This is a genomic window from Clostridiales bacterium, from assembly GCA_015243575.1.
Taxonomy (GTDB): Bacteria; Bacillota; Clostridia; order Peptostreptococcales; family Anaerovoracaceae; genus Anoxybacterium; species Anoxybacterium hadale.
In genome coordinates, this window is record CP042469.1 from 4492083 (window position 1) to 4509941 (window position 17859).

The following is a 17859-nucleotide window of genomic DNA, read 5'->3' on the forward strand; positions in this document are numbered from 1 at the left end:
GGAATAAATTTTTTATTGAAACGAGAATAGACAAATGACAAAGGAAGTCAAAACTGCTGTCATTATACCTGCCGCCGGTTCCGGATCAAGAATGGGCGGCGGTATTCCGAAACAATACGGAAAACTTGGCGGTATGTCCATCCTAGCAAGAACTGTAAAAGCCTTTGCCGATCAGAACGAAATTCATGACATTATTATTGTTACAAACGGGGATTTTATCGGTCGGTGCCGCAAGGAACTTAGTGCCTTGCGACTACTCGGAAAAGTCAGGGCGATTATTCCGGGAGGCAAGGAGCGACAGGATTCCATTTATGAAGCGGTCCGCCAGCTTCCCGATGATGTGGACATCGTGCTGGTGCACGATGGGGTAAGGCCTTTTGTCACAGGCGAGTTGATTCGGCGCACCATAGAAATAGCAAAAGAGCAGGGGGCGGCTGTAGCAGCTGTTCCGGTGAAGGATACTGTAAAAACTGTTGAGAATAACTATTTGACAAAGACGCTTGATCGAAAGCGTCTATATTCTGTTCAGACCCCGCAGGGTTTTCGAAGAGAGCTTCTGGTTCGTGCTTATGAGGAGGCGTTCCGAAACAATTATTATGGAACGGATGATGCTTTTTTGGTAGAACGGATCGGAGAAAAATCCCATATTGTGAGAGGCGATTATTATAATATCAAGATAACTACTATGGAGGATATCGTATTTGGAGAAGCAATTCTCGGCGGTCGGATTGAAACAGGAACCGGTCAGCCTGAAGAACTGCTGCATCGTGAACAATATAACACGCCGATTGATGAAGAGAATGGGCTGATGACGAATTCTTCACCAGTTGATGACATTCGAGTTGGATCGGGCTACGACGTGCATAAGCTGACGGAGGGAAGAAAGCTGATTCTCGGTGGCGTAGAGCTTCCGTATGAGAAAGGGCTTTTGGGTCATTCCGATGCGGATGTACTTCTTCATGCCATTATGGATGCCATGCTCGGCGCAGCAGCACTAGGCGATATTGGCCGCCACTTTCCGGATAATGACGAAGCATACCGGGGAATTTCCAGCCTTTTATTATTGAAGGAAGTAAATAACCTTTTAAAGGAAAAGGGTTTTTATGTTGTTAATCTTGATGCGACGGTGATTGCAGAAAGACCGAAGATTGCACCCTATGTAAGTCTGATGACCGATAAAATTTCAAATATGCTCCAAATTGATGGAAGCAGAGTCAATATAAAAGGAACAACCACCGAAGGCCTAGGGTTTTGCGGAAGAGGAGAGGGCATCGCCTCACAGGCAACCGTTCTAATTCGACGCAGAGGATAAGATCAAGGACCTAGTTTGCAACCTAACATTTGCAAAGAGGTCCGTTTTATCGGCTGTGCAGTACCGCGGAAAAGGCCTGCGGCACGAATGAAAAGAAAATAAACCGATTGAAAATCAAAGGAGAGATTAAATCAATGAGACTTTCAAAAATGTATATTAGAACGTTAAGAGAGGTTCCTAACGAAGCAGAGATTCCAAGCCATATCTGGCTGCTGCGGGCCGGTATGATCCGCAGGCTGGTGTCCGGCGTATACGGCTTCATGCCTCTTGGTTTTCGCTCCGTAAGGAAGATTGAAGATATTGTTCGTGAGGAGATGGATGCCAAGGGCGGGCAGGAAATTCACATGTCGGCTCTTCAGCCTGCTGAATTGTGGCAGGAGTCTGGCAGATGGTATGCTTACGGGCCGGAAATGTGGAGATTAAGGGATAGAAATGAAAGGGAGTTCTGCCTGGGGCCAACCCATGAAGAAATCTTTACTGATATTGTGAGAAGCGAAGTAAGCTCATATCGTCAGCTTCCTCTGAATCTTTATCAGATCCAGACGAAGTACAGAGATGAGAAAAGACCTCGTTTCGGCTTAATGAGAAGCCGGGAATTCGTTATGAAGGATGCGTACTCCTTTGACAGGGACTGGGAAGGTCTTGATCAGAGCTATCGTGATATGTATGATGCATATGAAAGAGTATTCACGCGCTGCGGGCTGGTATTTCGTGCGGTAGAAGCGGATACTGGTGCCATCGGCGGCAGTGCTTCCCATGAATTCACTGCCCTTTCCGAAGTAGGAGAAAGTGAAATCGCTTACTGTGGAAGCTGTGATATGGCCGCTACCTCCGAGAGAGCAGAATGCGTGAACGATACTCCCTCCGATGAAGCGGAGCTGCCCCTGGAAAAGGTGGTAACACCTGGAACCAAAACGATTGCAGAGGTGGCTGGCTTCCTTAAGGTGGACGAAAAGCAGACGATAAAAGCGCTTCTTTTTAGAGTCTACGGCGAAGCAGAGGAGTCTGTTTCCTATGTTGCTGCATTTATTCGGGGTGATCGTGAGCTGAATATGACAAAGCTGGTCAATGCACTGGGTGTTCCTGAGCATGCTGTGGAATTTGCGGATGAAGCAGAAATGGGTGCTGTCACTGGAAGCGTGGGAGGTTTTACAGGCCCGGTAGGCTTGCATGACTGTAAGATCCTCGTGGACAGTGAATTGGTCGGTCTAAAAAACCTAGTGGCAGGTGCCTGTGAAAAGGATCACCATCTGATCAATGTAAACTACGGTCGAGATTATAAAGGTGATATCGTTACGGATCTTAAGCTCATCAAGGCCGGAGACAAGTGTCCGGTCTGCGGTGCTCCGGTTAAGATGGCAAGAGGGATCGAAGTTGGACAGGTATTCAAGCTTGGAACAAAATACAGCAAATCCATGGGTGCTTATTATAAGGACGAAAACATGAATGACCAGCTGATCATCATGGGCTGCTACGGAATCGGTGTTACAAGAACCCTTGCAGCAATCGTCGAGCAGCATCATGATGAAAACGGAATCATTTGGCCTATGTCAGTTGCGCCATATCATGTCATTGTCACTGTTGTAAATACAGAAGATGAACAGCAGACAGTTCTTGCGGAGACCATCTATCAGGAACTGCTGAAGGCTGGAATTGAAGCATTGATCGACGATCGTAAGGAACGGCCCGGTGTGAAATTTAAAGATGCCGACGTTCTTGGTATCCCTGTAAGAATCACTGTGGGCAAGAAAGCAGCCGAAGGAGTAGTGGAATATAAACTGAGAAAAGAGTCTGCTTTCTCTGAAATCAGTGCGGAAGCAGCTGCCTCCGATGCAATCGCTTATGTAAGAGCGGAACTAAGTAAGTGATGATTTAATGGAGTGTCCACAGAAGAATCAATGCCTCAAAGCAAATAGAAGGCGTTTTCCGTAGAAACCGCAGTACTGGGTCATAGATCTGAACTACCATGGTTCCTTTGGAGCCGCGTACTTAGATCTGTGGCCTTTCTATATGCGCAAACGGTAAAATTCTTCTCGTTTCCTTCAATTGTAGGAGCAGTCTGCTGCATTATAATCAATCCTCATCTGGGGAATACTACGGTTGCTTTGTATTGCATTGCTTAGCTGAAATAAGTAGGATCCGTCTCAGTCAACCGAAATGCAATCTGCCGCTGAAAAAGAGAATTAGAAAGGACAGCAAGGAATGAAACTGATCTGGGAACTATTCATCACATTTTTTAAGGTAGGGGCTTTTACTATTGGAGGAGGCCTTGCCATGCTGCCGGTAATACGAAAAGCGGTGGTTGAAGAACGAGGCTGGCTGACGGAGGAGGAAATCGTTGACTGCTTTGCGGTGAGTCAGTCTCTGCCCGGCGTTCTGGCAATTAACGCAGCCATTTACGTTGGCAATAAGAAAAAAGGCTTGCAGGGAAGTCTGGCGTCTCTTCTTGGTGTGATTCTCCCTTCCTATATCAGTATCATTGTAATCTTGCTGTTTCTGGGAAGCATCGAAGAAAATACTCATGTATTGGGTGCATTTGAAGGAATTAAAGCGGCTTCAGCGGCAATGATTCTGGTTGCAGCCTATAAATTAGGAAAGCAGATCCTCAAAGGAAAAGTAGAAATTTTCATTGCCGTGATTTCTTTTGCAGTAATCGTGTTTGCAGGAATCAACGCAGTTTGGGCCATCCTGTTCGGAGGGTTGACCGGTCTGGTGGTATACCAATACAATAAAAGAAAGGGCAGGGCTGAATAATGGCATACTTTAATTTATTTTATATGTTCTTTAAAATCGGTATGTTCAGCTTTGGGGGAGGATATGCCATGCTGCCTTTGATCTTCCAAAGTGTTCAGGATTTTGGGATCATGAGTGCAGCGGAATTCTCAAGGCTGGTGGCTATTTCTCAGGTAACACCTGGTCCCATTGCAGTGAATGCCGCAACGTTTGTTGGATTTCAGTACAGAGGGTACCTTGGTGCTGCTGTAGCTACTGCAGGCGTTGCACTTCCATCGCTGCTTCTGATTCTTATCACGATGCATTTTATGAAAATCTTTCAGGAGAATCAATCTGTGGACGCAGTATTGAAGGGAATCCGGCCTGCAACTGTTGGACTGATTGCATCCGCAGTGATTTTTCTGGCGGAAAATTCCATTCTCAACGGACCCGTATTTACACAGGATCTATTCACAAACTACAGAGAACACATTAATCTGTTGCCTATGGTCTTTTTCCTTGCTACAATTGTTTTGGCGGGAAAATTTAAAATCAGTCCCATCAAGCTTACTCTCCTGGCGGGCTTAATCGGGGCTGTTGTGATCAGGTAAATAGGAGGGATGATATTATGTGGACTGGCGGAGTCAGGGTGATTTTGCCCGATGAAGAAGGAAGGATCCTGATGGTAAAGCAATGCCATGAGGGTAAGGATATCTGGATGGCACCCGGAGGGGGAATTGAGGAACATGAAGACGCAGCACAGGCTGCCGTTCGGGAAGTCATGGAAGAGACAGGCCTTGAAATCAGCGTGAAGCGGCTTCTGTGGCACGTGGAAGAGGTATCGGAAGAAAGAGGCCAAAGGTTTGTCAACTTCTTTCTGGGAGAAGTGACTGGCGGAACACTTGGATTGGGCTCTGATCCTGAGTTTGATGAAGCCGGGCAGGTTCTGCGAGAAGTAAGGTTTCTTACGAAAAAAGAACTTCTGAGTCTGGAACATCTTTACCCGGAATACCTTCGGACAGAGCTTTGGGAGGCGCTGGAACCGGTTCACTACCCCAATGAGGTATTTCGATTGCGAAAGTAAGGGACGAAGGTTTTGTAAAATCTGGATGACAGGCGGCAACGGAAAAAAGCGATGCCGCCATTTTATATAAGTGGCGTCAGCCACTTATTTTATTTCACCAATTTCTGTTTTTTCCCTTGTGTGCGAAAAAGAACCATGATATTATGATTTCAAAGTTGTACGTACTAATTATCATTAAACAACAAAATTGTATTTAAGAGGTGCGCAATATGACGAAATACGTAATCGGTGTTGACTATGGAACCTTATCGGGACGCGCGGTATTGGTGGAGGCTGCTACGGGAACAGAGCTCTGTTCTTCCGTCTTTGACTATCCACACGGTGTTATTGACAGAACCTTGCCAACGGGTGAGCCTCTTGGTCATGACTGGGCGCTTCAGCATCCGCAAGACTATATTGAGGTGCTTGCCCACACCGTGCCGGCAGTCCTGAAAGAAGCTGGAGTAAACCCGGATCAGGTGATTGGAATCGGAACAGACTTTACCGCTTGCACGATTCTTCCCGTTACCGAAGAAGGGATTCCTCTCTGCACAATGCCCCAATATGAAAAAAACCCTCACGCCTGGGTCAAGTTATGGAAGCATCATGCAGCACAGGATAAAGCAAATGAACTGAATCGGATCGCAGAAGAGCGGGAAGAACCATGGCTCAAAAACTATGGAGGAAAAATCAGCAGTGAGTGGGCGATTCCGAAAATATGGCAGGTCTTAGACGAAGCGCCGGAGATTTATGCGGCAGCAGACCGCTTTATTGAAGCGGCGGATTGGATTATTTGGCAGCTCTGCGGAAAAGAGACCCGCAACAGCTGTACGGCAGGGTACAAGGAGATCTGGAATAAAGCCGCCGGATATCCGACTAATGAGTTTTTCAAAGCGCTTGATCCCAGACTGGAGAAGGTAGTTGAGGAAAAGCTTGGCACGTTGATTACTCCCCTTGGTGAAAAGGCAGGCTTCGTTACTCAAAAAGCCGCACAACTGACTGGACTGAAGGAAGGAACTGCCGTGGCAATTGGAAATGTGGACGCCCATGTAAGCGCTCCGGCAGTAGGAATTGACGGGCCGGGAAAGATTTTGGCGATTATGGGGACCTCTACCTGTCACGTGTTGATGGGAACAGAGGAAACACAGGTGCCCGGGATGTGTGGTGTGGTAGCCGATGGCATTCTCCCCGGGTATTACGGCTATGAGGCAGGTCAATCCTGTGTGGGAGATCATTTCGCATGGTTCGTAGATCACTGTTTGCCGGCAGGATACTATGATGAAGCTCAAAAAATGGGCATGAATGTACATAGATATCTCACAGAAAAAGCCCAGAAGCTCAAGCCCGGAGAGAGCGGACTTCTGGCTCTTGACTGGTGGAATGGAAACCGCAGCGTGCTGGTAGACGTGGACCTGACCGGAATGATCCTGGGAATGACCCTCCAGACAAAGCCGGAGGAGATTTACCGGGCTTTAATTGAAGCAACTGCTTACGGAAACCGTGAGATCGTAGAAAACTTTCGACGCAACGGTGTGCCGGTGGAAGAGTTCTTTGCCGCAGGAGGCATCAGCCAGAAAAATCCGCTCATGATGCAGATCTATGCCGATGTTCTTGGAATGCCGGTGAAAATATCCGGAAGCGACCAATGTCCCGCATTGGGAAGTGCCATCTTTGCGGCAGTAGCCGCAGGAAAAGAGGCAGGGGGCTACGATACGGTCTATGAAGCTGCAAGAGTGATGGGCAAGATTAAGGATACAGTTTATCAGCCAAATCCGGAGCATGCAGCAGTATACGACCGGCTCTTCCGAGAGTACGTAACGCTCCATGACTACTTTGGCAGGGGAGAAAACGACGTTATGAAACGACTTAAAAGGATAAAGATAGAACAGTCGAAAGCCTAAGGAAAACGCTGACTCATTACGCGAGTACGCTATCGAATGAGCGCTTTTCCAAAATAAATATTGATCGTCAGTAAAGGAGGAAACGGCAATGGCATTAAAGGATTATGAATTTTGGTTGATCGTAGGAAGTCAGATATTATATGGACCGGAAGTATTAAAGACGGTGGCCGAGCGGGGAGAAGAAATGGCTGCAGCAATGAACGCATCCGGCTTACTGCCCTGCAAATTGGTCTATAAACTTACGGCCAAGTCTCCTGAGGAAATCAGCGAAATCGTCAAGGAGGCGAACTATGATGAGAAATGTGCGGGTACCATCATGTGGATGCATACTTTCAGCCCGAGCAAAATGTGGATCAATGGTTTGAAAGACCTCCAAAAGCCATATTGTCACCTGGCTACCCAATACAATCGACAGATACCCAATGATGAGATTGATATGGATTTTATGAACCTGAACCAGGCAGCCCATGGAGACAGAGAACATGGTTTTATTGGTGCTCGTCTGCGTATGAAACGAAAGATCATTGCAGGATACTGGAAGGATGAAGAGGTTCAAAAGCGTTTGGGAAATTGGATGCGTGCCGCTGTTGGAGCCGCTTTCAGTAAAAAACTCAAAGTGATGCGCTTTGGCGACAATATGAGGAATGTAGCGGTAACAGAAGGAGATAAGGTCGAAGCACAGACAAAGCTTGGCTGGCAGGTAAATACCTGGCCTGTGGGAAAGCTGGTTGATTTGATCAACGAAGTGGCTGAGGACGAAATAGAGACTCTGATGAAAGAAATGGAAACGCTTTACGAAATCAGCACCTCTCAGCTGGACAGTATACGGTATCAGGCCAAAGCAGAGCTTGCCATGAAGAAGCTGCTGGAAGAAGAGCACTGCGGCGCGTTCAGCAATACCTTTGAGGATTTATACGGCATGGAGCAGCTGCCCGGCCTGGCCACCCAGCGCCTGATGAGTCAGGGCTATGGCTATGGAGGTGAAGGGGATTGGAAGGTTTCGGCCATGACTGCTGTGATGAAAGCTATGGCGGAAGGTCTCAGTGGCGGAACGACATTTATGGAAGATTATACATATGATTTGACAAAGGGCGCGGAGTGCAGTTTGGGTGCTCATATGCTTGAAGTCTGTCCGTCCATTGCAGCAGGAAAACCGAGAATCGAGGTTCACCCTCTTGGCATCGGCGGCAAATCAGACCCCGCACGTCTTGTTTTTGAAGGCAGGGAAGGAACTGCAATCGTAGTTTCCCTCGTTGATATGGGAGGCCGACTCCGCCTGATCTGCCATGATATTGAGTGCATTAAGCCCATTTACGAGATGCCGAATCTGCCCGTCGCTCGTACCATGTGGAAAGCAATGCCGAATCTGCTGACCGGTTTAGAGGCATGGATCTTGGCAGGCGGCGCGCACCATACGACACTGTCCTATGATATTACTGCAGAGCAGATGAAGGATTGGGCAAGAATGATGGATATTGAGTTCGTGCATATCTCAAAAGACACCACGCTGGAAGGTTTGGAGCACAGTCTGTTTCTTGCAGATCTCGCGTGGAAACTGCAATAAAAAAAGAAGGGAGTATTTATGCTGGAGCAGTTGAAGGAACAGGTTTACAACGCCAATATGATGCTGCCACGCTATGGTTTAATTACCTTTACCTGGGGCAATGTATCAGCGGTGGACCGAAAGGAAAACGCTATTGTGATTAAACCGTCTGGCGTCGAGTATGATGAAATGATGGCGGAAGATATGGTCGTAATCGATCTGAAGACAGGAGATAAACTGGAAGGCAGTATGAATCCTTCCTCTGATACACTGACCCATCTGGTGCTTTACCGCACCTTTCCCAATATTGGAGGCGTGGTGCATACCCATAGCAGGTGGGCTACGATTTATGCCCAGGCAGGACGGAGTATTCCAGCACTGGGAACGACTCACGGAGATTATTTCTATGGGGAGATTCCCTGCACACGGGGTATGCTTCATGAAGAAATTTATGGAAGTCCGGGACATTACGAAGAAGAGACGGGTAATGTAATCGCTGAAACCTTTCAGGAGCGAGACCCGGATCAAGTTCCTGCTGTTTTAGTGAGAAACCACGGACCCTTTGCCTGGGGAAAGGATGCCCGAGATGCAGTACATAATGCAGTGGTTTTGGAGGAATTGGCATTTATGGCATGGCAGAACCAGATGGCAAATCCCTTCATACCGCAGATGCCCGGTGACCTTCTCGATAAGCATTATTTGAGAAAGCACGGCGCCGGAGCCTATTACGGACAAAGCAGAAAATAAGGTATGAAGAAATAAGTGTTTAACAGTATTTGACGTAAGCCAAATGTGTTATAATGAACACAAAACAAGGAAAAAAATCAAAGATTTTCAAGTCAAGTCAGGAGCATGTTGTACCAGTCTGTAACAAGCTGGTGCAACATCGGCTTGCATTTATAATACAATTGTATCAAAAGGGGAGAAGGGAAAATGTACAGTGTATTCCTGGTCGAAGACGAAATTGTAATGCGCGATGGAATCAGGGAACTGATTGCATGGAATGAATATGGATTTTCCTTCGCCGGTGAAGCTTCGGATGGAGAACTGGCCTGGCCTCAGATTCAAAAGCTAAAGCCTGATATAGTGATTACGGATATTAAAATGCCATTCATGGATGGTCTGGCACTCAGCCGTCTTGTGAGAAAAGAGTTCCCACGAACTACAATTATTATCCTGAGCGGCTATGATGATTTTGTTTATGCAAAGGAAGCCATCTCCATCGGGGTAAATCAATATCTGCTCAAACCTCTCTCCAGAGATCAGCTTGTGGAGATTCTTTGCGAAGTAAAAATGCAAAAGGACAAGGAAGCGGAGCAAGCTAGATATCTTGCTCAGTTCAACGGTGAAATACAGGAATACCTCAGCAATTCCAGAAGGGGCTTCTTTGATCAGCTCGTTTCCGGCAAACATTCGGTAGGGGAATTGCTGGCAAGGGCGGAACGTCTCAAGCTGCCATTATCGGCAGAATGCTACAATGTAATTCTTTTTCTTCTTGAAGAGGATCCGGTGCGTACACAATATTCTGCCCAGATGGCTGATGTACAGTCGGATATCTGTGGCTGTTTTCCAGAAAACAAGAACCTGGTCATGTTCAGCATGGGGATTGATCTGATCGTATTTCTAGTAATGGCTGATGCAAGCTCCATTCAACTGGAAACAGAATCCTGCGTCGAATGTATCCGAGAGATTTGTCAGCCCATACGGAAGACAATCAACTGGTCGGTCGTCGTAAGCACCCCGGTCAACAGGCTAAGCGGGGTTGCAGACTGCTATCGAGCAGCTCGAAAAGGAATGTTTTATCGCCATGGAGCTAAAGACGGAAATGTCTTCTACGTGGATCGCACCGCCTTGAACGGTGGGCCTGCTGCCCAAACTGCCAATGTTGTAGATTTTGACCTCAATGATACGGATGCAGCCAAGATGGACCAACGCATTGTAGAAAAGTTTTTGATCAGCGGCCTTCCGGAGGAGCTCACCACCTTCGTTGAGGATTATTTCAGATCCATAGGAATTGCGGCAGTTCAGTCTCTGATCTTCCGCCAATACGTAGTACTGAATATAAATTTTACAGTAAAAGCATTTCTGGAAAAGTATGGGTATACGAAGGAATCCATCTGCTCCACTCAAGAGAAAGGTCCGCAGCTTCAGGAGTCCATTCTCTCTTTGGAGGCGTCAGAACAATATGTCCGGGATCTTTTGGAGCATGCGCTGGAATTAAGAGATCAGGCAGTTAACAGCCGCTATACAAAAAAACTGCAAAAAGCAGTGGATTACATAAAAAACAATTATTCCGATCCTGAGATCAGCTTGAATACAGTGGCAAAGGTGGCAATTGTGAGCCCTACTCACTTCAGTGCAGTGTTCAGCCAGCAGATGGGAAAAACCTTTGTGGAATACCTAACAGAGCTGCGTATGGAGAAGGCGAAAGAATTGCTGCGGTGTACGGACACCAGTTCCAGTGAAATTGCATATCAGGTGGGGTACAGCGATCCTCATTATTTCAGTTTTATATTTAAGAAAATCAATGGATGTTCACCTCGGGATTATCGTATGGGGAGGAAGGCCACATGAGGCATTTGATTCAGAAATTGATCCGCCTATTAGAAACACGCTCTACCTTAAGCAGGCAGTTGCGTGTTTTGCTCATTGTAGCAGCAGCACCCTTCATCATTATGATTTCCATCCTTCTTTTTATGCTTTATTCTTTCAACCATGAATACGATGTTACGCTTCATAATGCAAGTATCGCAAGTGAATTCAACTTTGATTTTAAAGATAAACTGGATCTTGAGATGTATTATTATGTTGTAGGCAGCAGAAGCAACATTGACCATCTTCCGCTGGAAGATGTGGAGCATGCTCAAAATGTGATCGGACGCTTGCAAAAAACCACCACACAAAAGGAAAATCAGTGGCGGATTCGCAGTATGCTGAACCTGTGCAGAAGATTGAGCGAATGTATGGTGGAGATTAAAAATACGGCAGACTATGACTCAAGAATGGAGCAGCTTGAGCACAATACCTATATCATCACCGCGCTCATTGAAGCATACATGCATGATTACATATACGATGAAGTCCGGGAACTTTCTGCACTTCAGCAACAGATCAGCGATCGGGTCATAACCACAGTGATCTTTACCGGCGTAATCAGCATGGTTCTGCTTTTATTTATGCTCTGGTATTCCCTGAGATTTACAAAAAGCATTACAAGACCGGTACAGGAGCTTTGCAAGAAAGTAGAGCGTCTAGGCGCAGGAGATTTCACAATCATACCAGTAAAGACCAATAACCTGGAAATCAAAACCCTGGATGACGGCTTTAATAAAATGATTGGCAGGATCAATCAACTGCTGGAGCATGTGAGGGAGGATCAGAATGCCCTTCACCGTGCAGAAATGGAATTGCTTCAAGCACAAATTAATCCCCATTTCTTATACAACACCTTCGACTCTATTGTTTGGCTGGCCGAGGCTAATCAAAATTCAGAGGTGGTCAAGATGACCACCAGTCTTTCCACTTTTTTTCGTAACTCTCTCAGCAAGGGGCAGGATATCATTACGCTTGAAGCGGAAATGCAGCAGGTTGAGAGTTATCTGAACATCCAGCAGATTCGCTATAGGGACATCCTCGATTACAGTATTAGCATTCCGGAAGAACTGCTTCAATACACCATACCCAAGCTGACACTGCAGCCTTTGGTGGAAAATGCCCTGTATCACGGAGTAAAAAACAAGCGGAGCAAAGGAACCATCGAAATTAGTGGAAGGTCTTCTGGTGAGGACATCTATCTTTCTGTCACAGACAACGGGGCAGGTATGACGCCGGAACAGCTCAAATCCCTTCGTGCTGGGATTTATCAGGATCGGCACACCGGATTAGGTCTGATGAACGTTCACAGAAGGCTTCGTATGTATTGCGGCGATCGATACGGCTTGACGTTTAAAAGTAAGCTAGATGAAGGAACGACAGTGACTGTCCGCATATCGAAAAAAAATCAACCAGAATCATAGGATATTTAACCTTGAACTTTGGAAATTTCCTTTATGGTGATAAATAATAAAATTAAGATATTATTGAGTAAGATTCTCAATGGGAATTTCTTACACGCTGGGTTACAATCAAATTGAGTAAGCGAAGTCGTTATGTCGCTGATCTTAATAATAAGGAGGAAGTAATAATGAAAGGAAAAAAGTCTTTTGTATTTCTGCTTGCAGTACTGCTAGTCATCAGTCTTGCTGCATGCGGCGGAAGCTCAGGCGGAGACGCAACAGCGCCACCTGCGGATGACTCAAGTGCCCTGATCGTTGTCGGGTTTTCACAGGTTGGAGCTGAGTCTGACTGGCGTACTGCCAACACCCAATCCATGAAAGATACTTTTGTGGAAGCGAATGGCTATAAACTGATTTTTGACGATGCTCAGCAAAAACAAGAAAATCAAATCACTGCAATTCGTAATTTTATTCAGCAGGAAGTTGACTATATCGTTCTTGCTCCTGTAACGGAGACCGGATGGGATACCGTTTTGCAGGAAGCCAAAGATGCAGGAATTCCTGTCATTATTGTAGACCGTATGATCGATGTATCTGATGATAGCCTGTATACCGCATGGGTTGGCTCTGACTTCCGCAAAGAAGGCGACAAAGCCGCTGCGTGGATCGTTGACAACTTTAAAGATAAAGAGGTCAATATCGTACATATTCAGGGAACCATCGGCTCCTCGGCTCAAATTGGACGTACCGCAGGTTTGGAAGATGCAGTAGCAAAGAACAGCAATCTGAAGATCATCGCGCAGCAGTCCGGTGAATTCACTCAGGCCAAAGGTCAGGAAGTAATGGAAAGCGTACTAAAACAGAATGATAAAATCGATGTCGTTTACTGTGAGAATGATAATGAAGCCTTTGGTGTAATCGATGCACTTGAAGCTGCAGGAAAAACCTACGGCAAAGACGGCGATATCAAGATCATCTCCTTTGATGCGACCAATGCTGGATTGACCGATACCCTCTCCGGAAAGATCAACTACAACGTTGAGTGTAATCCGCTTCACGGACCTCGTGTTGAAAAGATCATCAAGCAGCTCGAAGGCGGCCAAACTCCGGATAAGAAGGCATATGTAGACGAAGCAGCTTTTGATGCCAACACCATTACTCAGGCTGATATTGATGCACGTGCGTATTAATAGACGATAGTGTGCTGACCGGCTGACATCTCGGGTAATGGCTTGCTTAAATTTCCATCTGCGTTGTTGCCTTTTTGCCCCAAGCTTGCTTGGATGGCAAAACGGACAGCAGGGAGCAGTGCGAGTCGGAGTCCCTGAAAGGGACGTTGTTGTCGGACAGCGTAGCTACGGCTACGCCGTCCTCCTCCGCCTAGCAGACTGAAAATTTATTCGGCGCCATTACTCCAAGTACCAACCGGTCATCACACTAGCACCTATTCCTTGCAATACTGCCGGTTCAATTTTGCTTTCCGGCTGGTATTGCTAGAAGGTTCATGATTTGTTATGACATGGTGCGGAGACCCCGGATCCTCTCCGGATCTCCGCACCGTTTCTTTTTGTCCAAGGAAGCGCTGATCTAATCCAGTGTGCGCATGGAATGAACCAACGTTTCCCTAAGGGATTCATGCAGTTGAATCGTATGAAAGCAGGTGAGAAATACGATGGAAGACAGGATTGTACTATCAATGCGAGGAATTAATAAAGCCTTTCCTGGAGTGAAAGCACTGAAAAATGTTGATTTCACACTGCGAAGCGGAGAAGTGCACGCATTGATGGGAGAGAACGGTGCAGGAAAGTCAACATTGATTAAAGTATTAACAGGAGTTTATGAAGCAGAATCGGGAGAGATCAGAATTACAGGTGAGGATAGGCCCGTCATCATCCATTCCCCAAAGGAGGCACAGGAAAAAGGAATAAGCACCGTTTATCAGGAAATTACCCTTTGTCCCAATCTCACCGTTGCAGAAAACCTGTTCCTGGGCAGAGAGCCTAGGAAAGCCGGATTCATAGACTGGAAAACGATGAACAGAAAGTCCACAGAGCTGCTATCGGGGCTGGATATTCATGTTCCACCAACCAAGCAGCTTGACGGATGCTCCATTGCTGTGCAGCAGATGATTGCCATTGCAAGAGCAGTGGATATGCAGTGCCGGGTTCTCATTTTGGATGAACCCACCTCTTCTCTGGATGATGAAGAGGTCGGAAAGCTATTTTCATTGATGCGTAAGCTCAAAGATCAGAATGTCGGTATTATCTTTGTTACTCACTTTTTAGAGCAGGTATATGCGGTAAGCGACCGGATAACGGTCCTTCGCAACGGAGAACTGGTGGGCGAGTTTATGACGCAGGATCTTCCCAGACTCAAGCTAGTCGCAAAAATGATGGGGAAAGATTTTGATGATCTTGCGGAAATCAAGCATGCTCATGAAAAAAGAAAAGAATTTGAAGAAACACCGGTGGTGGAAGCAGAAAGCCTTGGCCGCCGGGGCTCAATCAAGCCCTTTGATCTGAGGGCACATAAAGGAGAGGTTATGGGTTTTACCGGTCTTCTCGGAAGCGGACGCAGCGAATTGGTGCGGACGATTTATGGTGCTGATAAGGCCGATAACGGTACTTTGAAAATAAAAGGAAAAACCGTTCGAATAAATACTCCGCTTGATGCGATGAAGAAAGGAATGGCCTATCTTCCGGAAGATCGCAAGCGGGACGGAATTATCGCAGACCTGTCGGTGCGGGAAAATATCATCATCGCACTTCAGGCAAAACGCGGTATGTTCCGTCCTATGAGACGAAAAGAGGCGGAGGAGTTTGCGGATCGTTATATCGAGCTTCTGCAAATCAAGACAGCATCCAGAGAAACTCCTTTAAAGAGCCTGTCTGGAGGAAATCAACAGAAAGTAATCATCGGACGCTGGCTTCTTACCCACCCGGAGTATCTGATTTTAGATGAACCAACCAGAGGAATTGATGTGGGAACAAAGACAGAGATTCAGAAGTTGGTTTTGAATCTGGCGGATGAGGGCATGAGCGTAGCCTTTATCTCATCTGAAGTGGAGGAGATGCTGAGAACCTGCTCGCGCATGGCTGTATTGCGCGACGGCGAAAAGGTTGGCGAATTATTTGGAGAAGATTTGACTCAGGAGAAGATCATGAAGACCATCGCAGGAGGTGAGCATGCCAATGGCTGACAACGGAAAACTTCATCTAAAAAAAATAACTGAGCATCATCTTTTTCTGCCGCTGGTCTGTCTGGCTGTGGTGCTCCTTGCAAATGTAATCAAAACACCAAATTTCTTTCAGGTATCCATTAACAATGGCATTTTGTACGGCTATGTTGTGGACGTGATCAATCGCTCATCGGAACTCGTCATTCTGGCAGTTGGCATGACGCTGGTAACTGCGGCCTCTGGAGGTCAGGATATCAGTGTAGGATCGGTGATGGCGGTGGCTGGCGCAGTCTGCTGCCAAGTTCTTTCTGGCGGTCAGGTATCGGTCAACAGTTTTCAGAATCCTTTTCCCCTTGCAGTGCTGGCAGCCTTGGCTGCGGCGGCTCTGTGCGGTGCTTTTAACGGGCTTCTGGTTTCAAAAATTAACATCCCGCCCATGGTGGCAACGCTGATTCTTTATACAGCAGGCCGGGGTATTGCCCAGCTTGTCACCAACGGGCAGATTACATACGTTCGTGTGGAAGCTTATAAGCTTGCAGGGGGCTATCTTCCCGGATGCCCTGTACCCACACCGGTATTCTTTGCTGTGGGAATTGTTGTTCTGGTCAGTATTATTATGAAGACAACGACCCTGCGCCTCTATATTGAAAGCGTAGGGATCAACGGGAGTGCGTCACGGCTTGTGGGACTCAATTCGACGAGGATCAAATTTATCAGTTATGTGATCTGCGGCCTGCTGGCGGGGGTCGCCGGAATTGTAGCCAGCAGCAGGATTTATTCAGCAGATGCAAATAACATCGGTATTTATCTGGAGATGGACGCGATTCTGGCTGTGGCGCTGGGAGGGAATCTCCTGGGTGGAGGAAAGTTCAGCCTGGCAGGGTCCGTCATAGGGGCTTTCACAATCCAAGCCCTCACAACAACACTGTATGCGATGAATGTTGCAGCAGATCAGCTTCCTGTTTATAAGGCAATTGTAGTTATTATTATTGTTACCCTGCAAAGTTCGGTTTTCAGGAGATTCATTACCTCAAAGCTGCCCGCAGGCAGAAAACCTCTGACGCCTGTTGAGCAGGAAGTGGAGGTGCAGTCATGAAATCGCTGAATGATAAAAAGCATATGAGCGGGACCACGTTCCTGCTTATCATAACCATCGGCTTGTTTGTCATCATGTACGCTGCGGGAATGATTGCCTTTGCAGAGGGTGGCTTTGCAAAACCGCAAATGTTCCTCAACCTTTTTATTTCAAATGCGGGACTGATTGTCATTGCCTGCGGACTGACCCTTGTCATGATCACGGGAGGAATCGATATCTCCGTTGGTTCCGTCACAGCATTGGTATGCATGGCGGTTGCCTATCAGATGGAAGTAAAGCATATGAGCGCCTACGGAGCCATTTTCATTGCGCTGGGCATTGGGTTACTCTTTGGGATTGTTCAGGGCTTTCTAGTGGCGTATCTTGATATCCAGCCCTTTATCGTGACTCTGGCAGGTTTGTTTTTAGGCCGTGGATTGACCTCATTGATCAGCACTGAGATGATCTCTATAAAAAATGAGGTATTCCTCTCCTGGGCCAAATACAAAATATTTTTGCCCTTCGGCTCTGTCAACAAAAAAGGGATCTTTCAGCCGGCTTATATTTATCCTACGGTGATCATAGCACTCCTTGTCGTTGTGATGATGGTGATTATTCTGCGGTATACAAAATTCGGAAGAAGAGTGTACGCGGTGGGAGGAAATCAGCAAAGTGCCATGATGATGGGGCTCAATGTCCGGAGAACAAAAATGCAAGCCTATGTTCTGAATGGTTTTCTTGTAGGACTGGGTGGCTTCCTATTTGGACTGAACAGCTGCGCCGGCTTTGTAGAGCAGGCTAAATGGCTTGAAATGGATGCGATTTCTTCAGCAGTTATTGGCGGAACCCTACTGACGGGAGGAGTGGGAAATCCCATTGGAACCCTCTTTGGCGTTCTGATCAAGGGAACGATCTCCAGCCTGATCACGACCCAAGGTACCCTTTCCAGCTGGTGGGTGCGCATTGCACTATCTGCGCTGCTTTGCTTCTTTATTGTGCTGCAGAGCATCATTGTATCAAGAAACAGAAAAACTCGATAATGTGTTTTTTCTCCTCATATAACAAAACAAGGGCGTCTCA

The 17859-nt window shown here is 46.7% G+C and carries 14 protein-coding genes; all 14 read left to right on the forward strand.

What is annotated here, in order from left to right; translation table 11 throughout:
* The first annotated feature begins 34 nt into the window (after window positions 1-34).
* The 14 genes from FRZ06_19700 to FRZ06_19765 all read left to right on the forward strand — a co-directional run bounded on the left by FRZ06_19700 (window position 35) and on the right by FRZ06_19765 (window position 17819).
* Window positions 35-1312 (forward strand): 2-C-methyl-D-erythritol 2,4-cyclodiphosphate synthase, encoded by a 1278-nt coding sequence (locus tag FRZ06_19700; GenBank protein QOX65420.1) that lies wholly within the window; start codon window positions 35-37, stop codon window positions 1310-1312.
* 134 nt (window positions 1313-1446) lie between these two features.
* On the forward strand, window positions 1447-3180 hold the full coding sequence (locus tag FRZ06_19705; GenBank protein ID QOX65421.1) for a proline--tRNA ligase: 1734 nt from the start codon (window positions 1447-1449) through the stop codon (window positions 3178-3180).
* Between the two features lie 334 nt (window positions 3181-3514).
* On the forward strand, window positions 3515-4066 hold the full coding sequence (locus FRZ06_19710; GenBank protein QOX65422.1) for a chromate transporter: 552 nt from the start codon (window positions 3515-3517) through the stop codon (window positions 4064-4066).
* A complete protein-coding gene (locus FRZ06_19715) occupies window positions 4066-4635 on the forward strand; it encodes a chromate transporter (protein ID QOX65423.1) in 570 nt (189 codons plus the stop codon). The genes FRZ06_19710 and FRZ06_19715 overlap by 1 nt, the downstream gene beginning before the upstream one ends.
* Before the next feature lie 17 nt (window positions 4636-4652).
* Entirely contained in the window at window positions 4653-5108 is a 456-nt protein-coding gene (locus tag FRZ06_19720) for an NUDIX hydrolase (GenBank protein ID QOX65424.1), read from the forward strand.
* Between the two features lie 209 nt (window positions 5109-5317).
* Window positions 5318-6988: a ribulokinase gene (gene araB, locus FRZ06_19725; GenBank protein ID QOX65425.1), complete on the forward strand. Its 1671-nt coding sequence runs from the start codon at window positions 5318-5320 to the stop codon at window positions 6986-6988.
* Window positions 6989-7076: 88 nt separating this feature from the next.
* Window positions 7077-8552, forward strand: a complete 1476-nt coding sequence (araA, locus tag FRZ06_19730) for an L-arabinose isomerase (protein ID QOX65426.1) — start codon at window positions 7077-7079, stop codon at window positions 8550-8552.
* Window positions 8553-8570: 18 nt separating this feature from the next.
* Window positions 8571-9278, forward strand: coding sequence for an L-ribulose-5-phosphate 4-epimerase (locus FRZ06_19735; protein ID QOX65427.1), 708 nt, complete (start codon window positions 8571-8573; stop codon window positions 9276-9278).
* 186 nt (window positions 9279-9464) lie between these two features.
* Window positions 9465-11105 (forward strand): response regulator, encoded by a 1641-nt coding sequence (locus FRZ06_19740; GenBank protein QOX65428.1) that lies wholly within the window; start codon window positions 9465-9467, stop codon window positions 11103-11105.
* A complete protein-coding gene (locus FRZ06_19745) occupies window positions 11063-12547 on the forward strand; it encodes a sensor histidine kinase (protein ID QOX65429.1) in 1485 nt (494 codons plus the stop codon). Before FRZ06_19740 ends, FRZ06_19745 begins: the two co-directional genes overlap by 43 nt.
* Before the next feature lie 167 nt (window positions 12548-12714).
* Window positions 12715-13716, forward strand: coding sequence for an ABC transporter substrate-binding protein (locus FRZ06_19750; protein QOX65430.1), 1002 nt, complete (start codon window positions 12715-12717; stop codon window positions 13714-13716).
* Window positions 13717-14198: 482 nt separating this feature from the next.
* Window positions 14199-15725 (forward strand): sugar ABC transporter ATP-binding protein, encoded by a 1527-nt coding sequence (locus tag FRZ06_19755; protein ID QOX65431.1) that lies wholly within the window; start codon window positions 14199-14201, stop codon window positions 15723-15725.
* Window positions 15718-16800, forward strand: a complete 1083-nt coding sequence (locus FRZ06_19760) for an ABC transporter permease (GenBank protein ID QOX65432.1) — start codon at window positions 15718-15720, stop codon at window positions 16798-16800. The genes FRZ06_19755 and FRZ06_19760 overlap by 8 nt, the downstream gene beginning before the upstream one ends.
* Window positions 16797-17819: a sugar ABC transporter permease YjfF gene (locus FRZ06_19765; GenBank protein QOX65433.1), complete on the forward strand. Its 1023-nt coding sequence runs from the start codon at window positions 16797-16799 to the stop codon at window positions 17817-17819. The genes FRZ06_19760 and FRZ06_19765 overlap by 4 nt, the downstream gene beginning before the upstream one ends.
* The last annotated feature ends 40 nt before the right edge of the window (window positions 17820-17859 follow it).

Bases quoted from the DNA above. Each gene is read 5' to 3' on its own strand.
- FRZ06_19700 (QOX65420.1), top strand. From the start codon at position 35: ATGACAAAGGAAGTCAAAACTGCTGTCATTATACCTGCCGCCGGTTCC.
- FRZ06_19705 (QOX65421.1), top strand. From the start codon at position 1,447: ATGAGACTTTCAAAAATGTATATTAGAACGTTAAGAGAGGTTCCTAAC.
- FRZ06_19710 (QOX65422.1), top strand. From the start codon at position 3,515: ATGAAACTGATCTGGGAACTATTCATCACATTTTTTAAGGTAGGGGCT.
- FRZ06_19715 (QOX65423.1), top strand. From the start codon at position 4,066: ATGGCATACTTTAATTTATTTTATATGTTCTTTAAAATCGGTATGTTC.
- FRZ06_19720 (QOX65424.1), top strand. From the start codon at position 4,653: ATGTGGACTGGCGGAGTCAGGGTGATTTTGCCCGATGAAGAAGGAAGG.
- araB (QOX65425.1), top strand. From the start codon at position 5,318: ATGACGAAATACGTAATCGGTGTTGACTATGGAACCTTATCGGGACGC.
- araA (QOX65426.1), top strand. From the start codon at position 7,077: ATGGCATTAAAGGATTATGAATTTTGGTTGATCGTAGGAAGTCAGATA.
- FRZ06_19735 (QOX65427.1), top strand. From the start codon at position 8,571: ATGCTGGAGCAGTTGAAGGAACAGGTTTACAACGCCAATATGATGCTG.
- FRZ06_19740 (QOX65428.1), top strand. From the start codon at position 9,465: ATGTACAGTGTATTCCTGGTCGAAGACGAAATTGTAATGCGCGATGGA.
- FRZ06_19745 (QOX65429.1), top strand. From the start codon at position 11,063: ATGTTCACCTCGGGATTATCGTATGGGGAGGAAGGCCACATGAGGCAT.
- FRZ06_19750 (QOX65430.1), top strand. From the start codon at position 12,715: ATGAAAGGAAAAAAGTCTTTTGTATTTCTGCTTGCAGTACTGCTAGTC.
- FRZ06_19755 (QOX65431.1), top strand. From the start codon at position 14,199: ATGGAAGACAGGATTGTACTATCAATGCGAGGAATTAATAAAGCCTTT.
- FRZ06_19760 (QOX65432.1), top strand. From the start codon at position 15,718: ATGGCTGACAACGGAAAACTTCATCTAAAAAAAATAACTGAGCATCAT.
- FRZ06_19765 (QOX65433.1), top strand. From the start codon at position 16,797: ATGAAATCGCTGAATGATAAAAAGCATATGAGCGGGACCACGTTCCTG.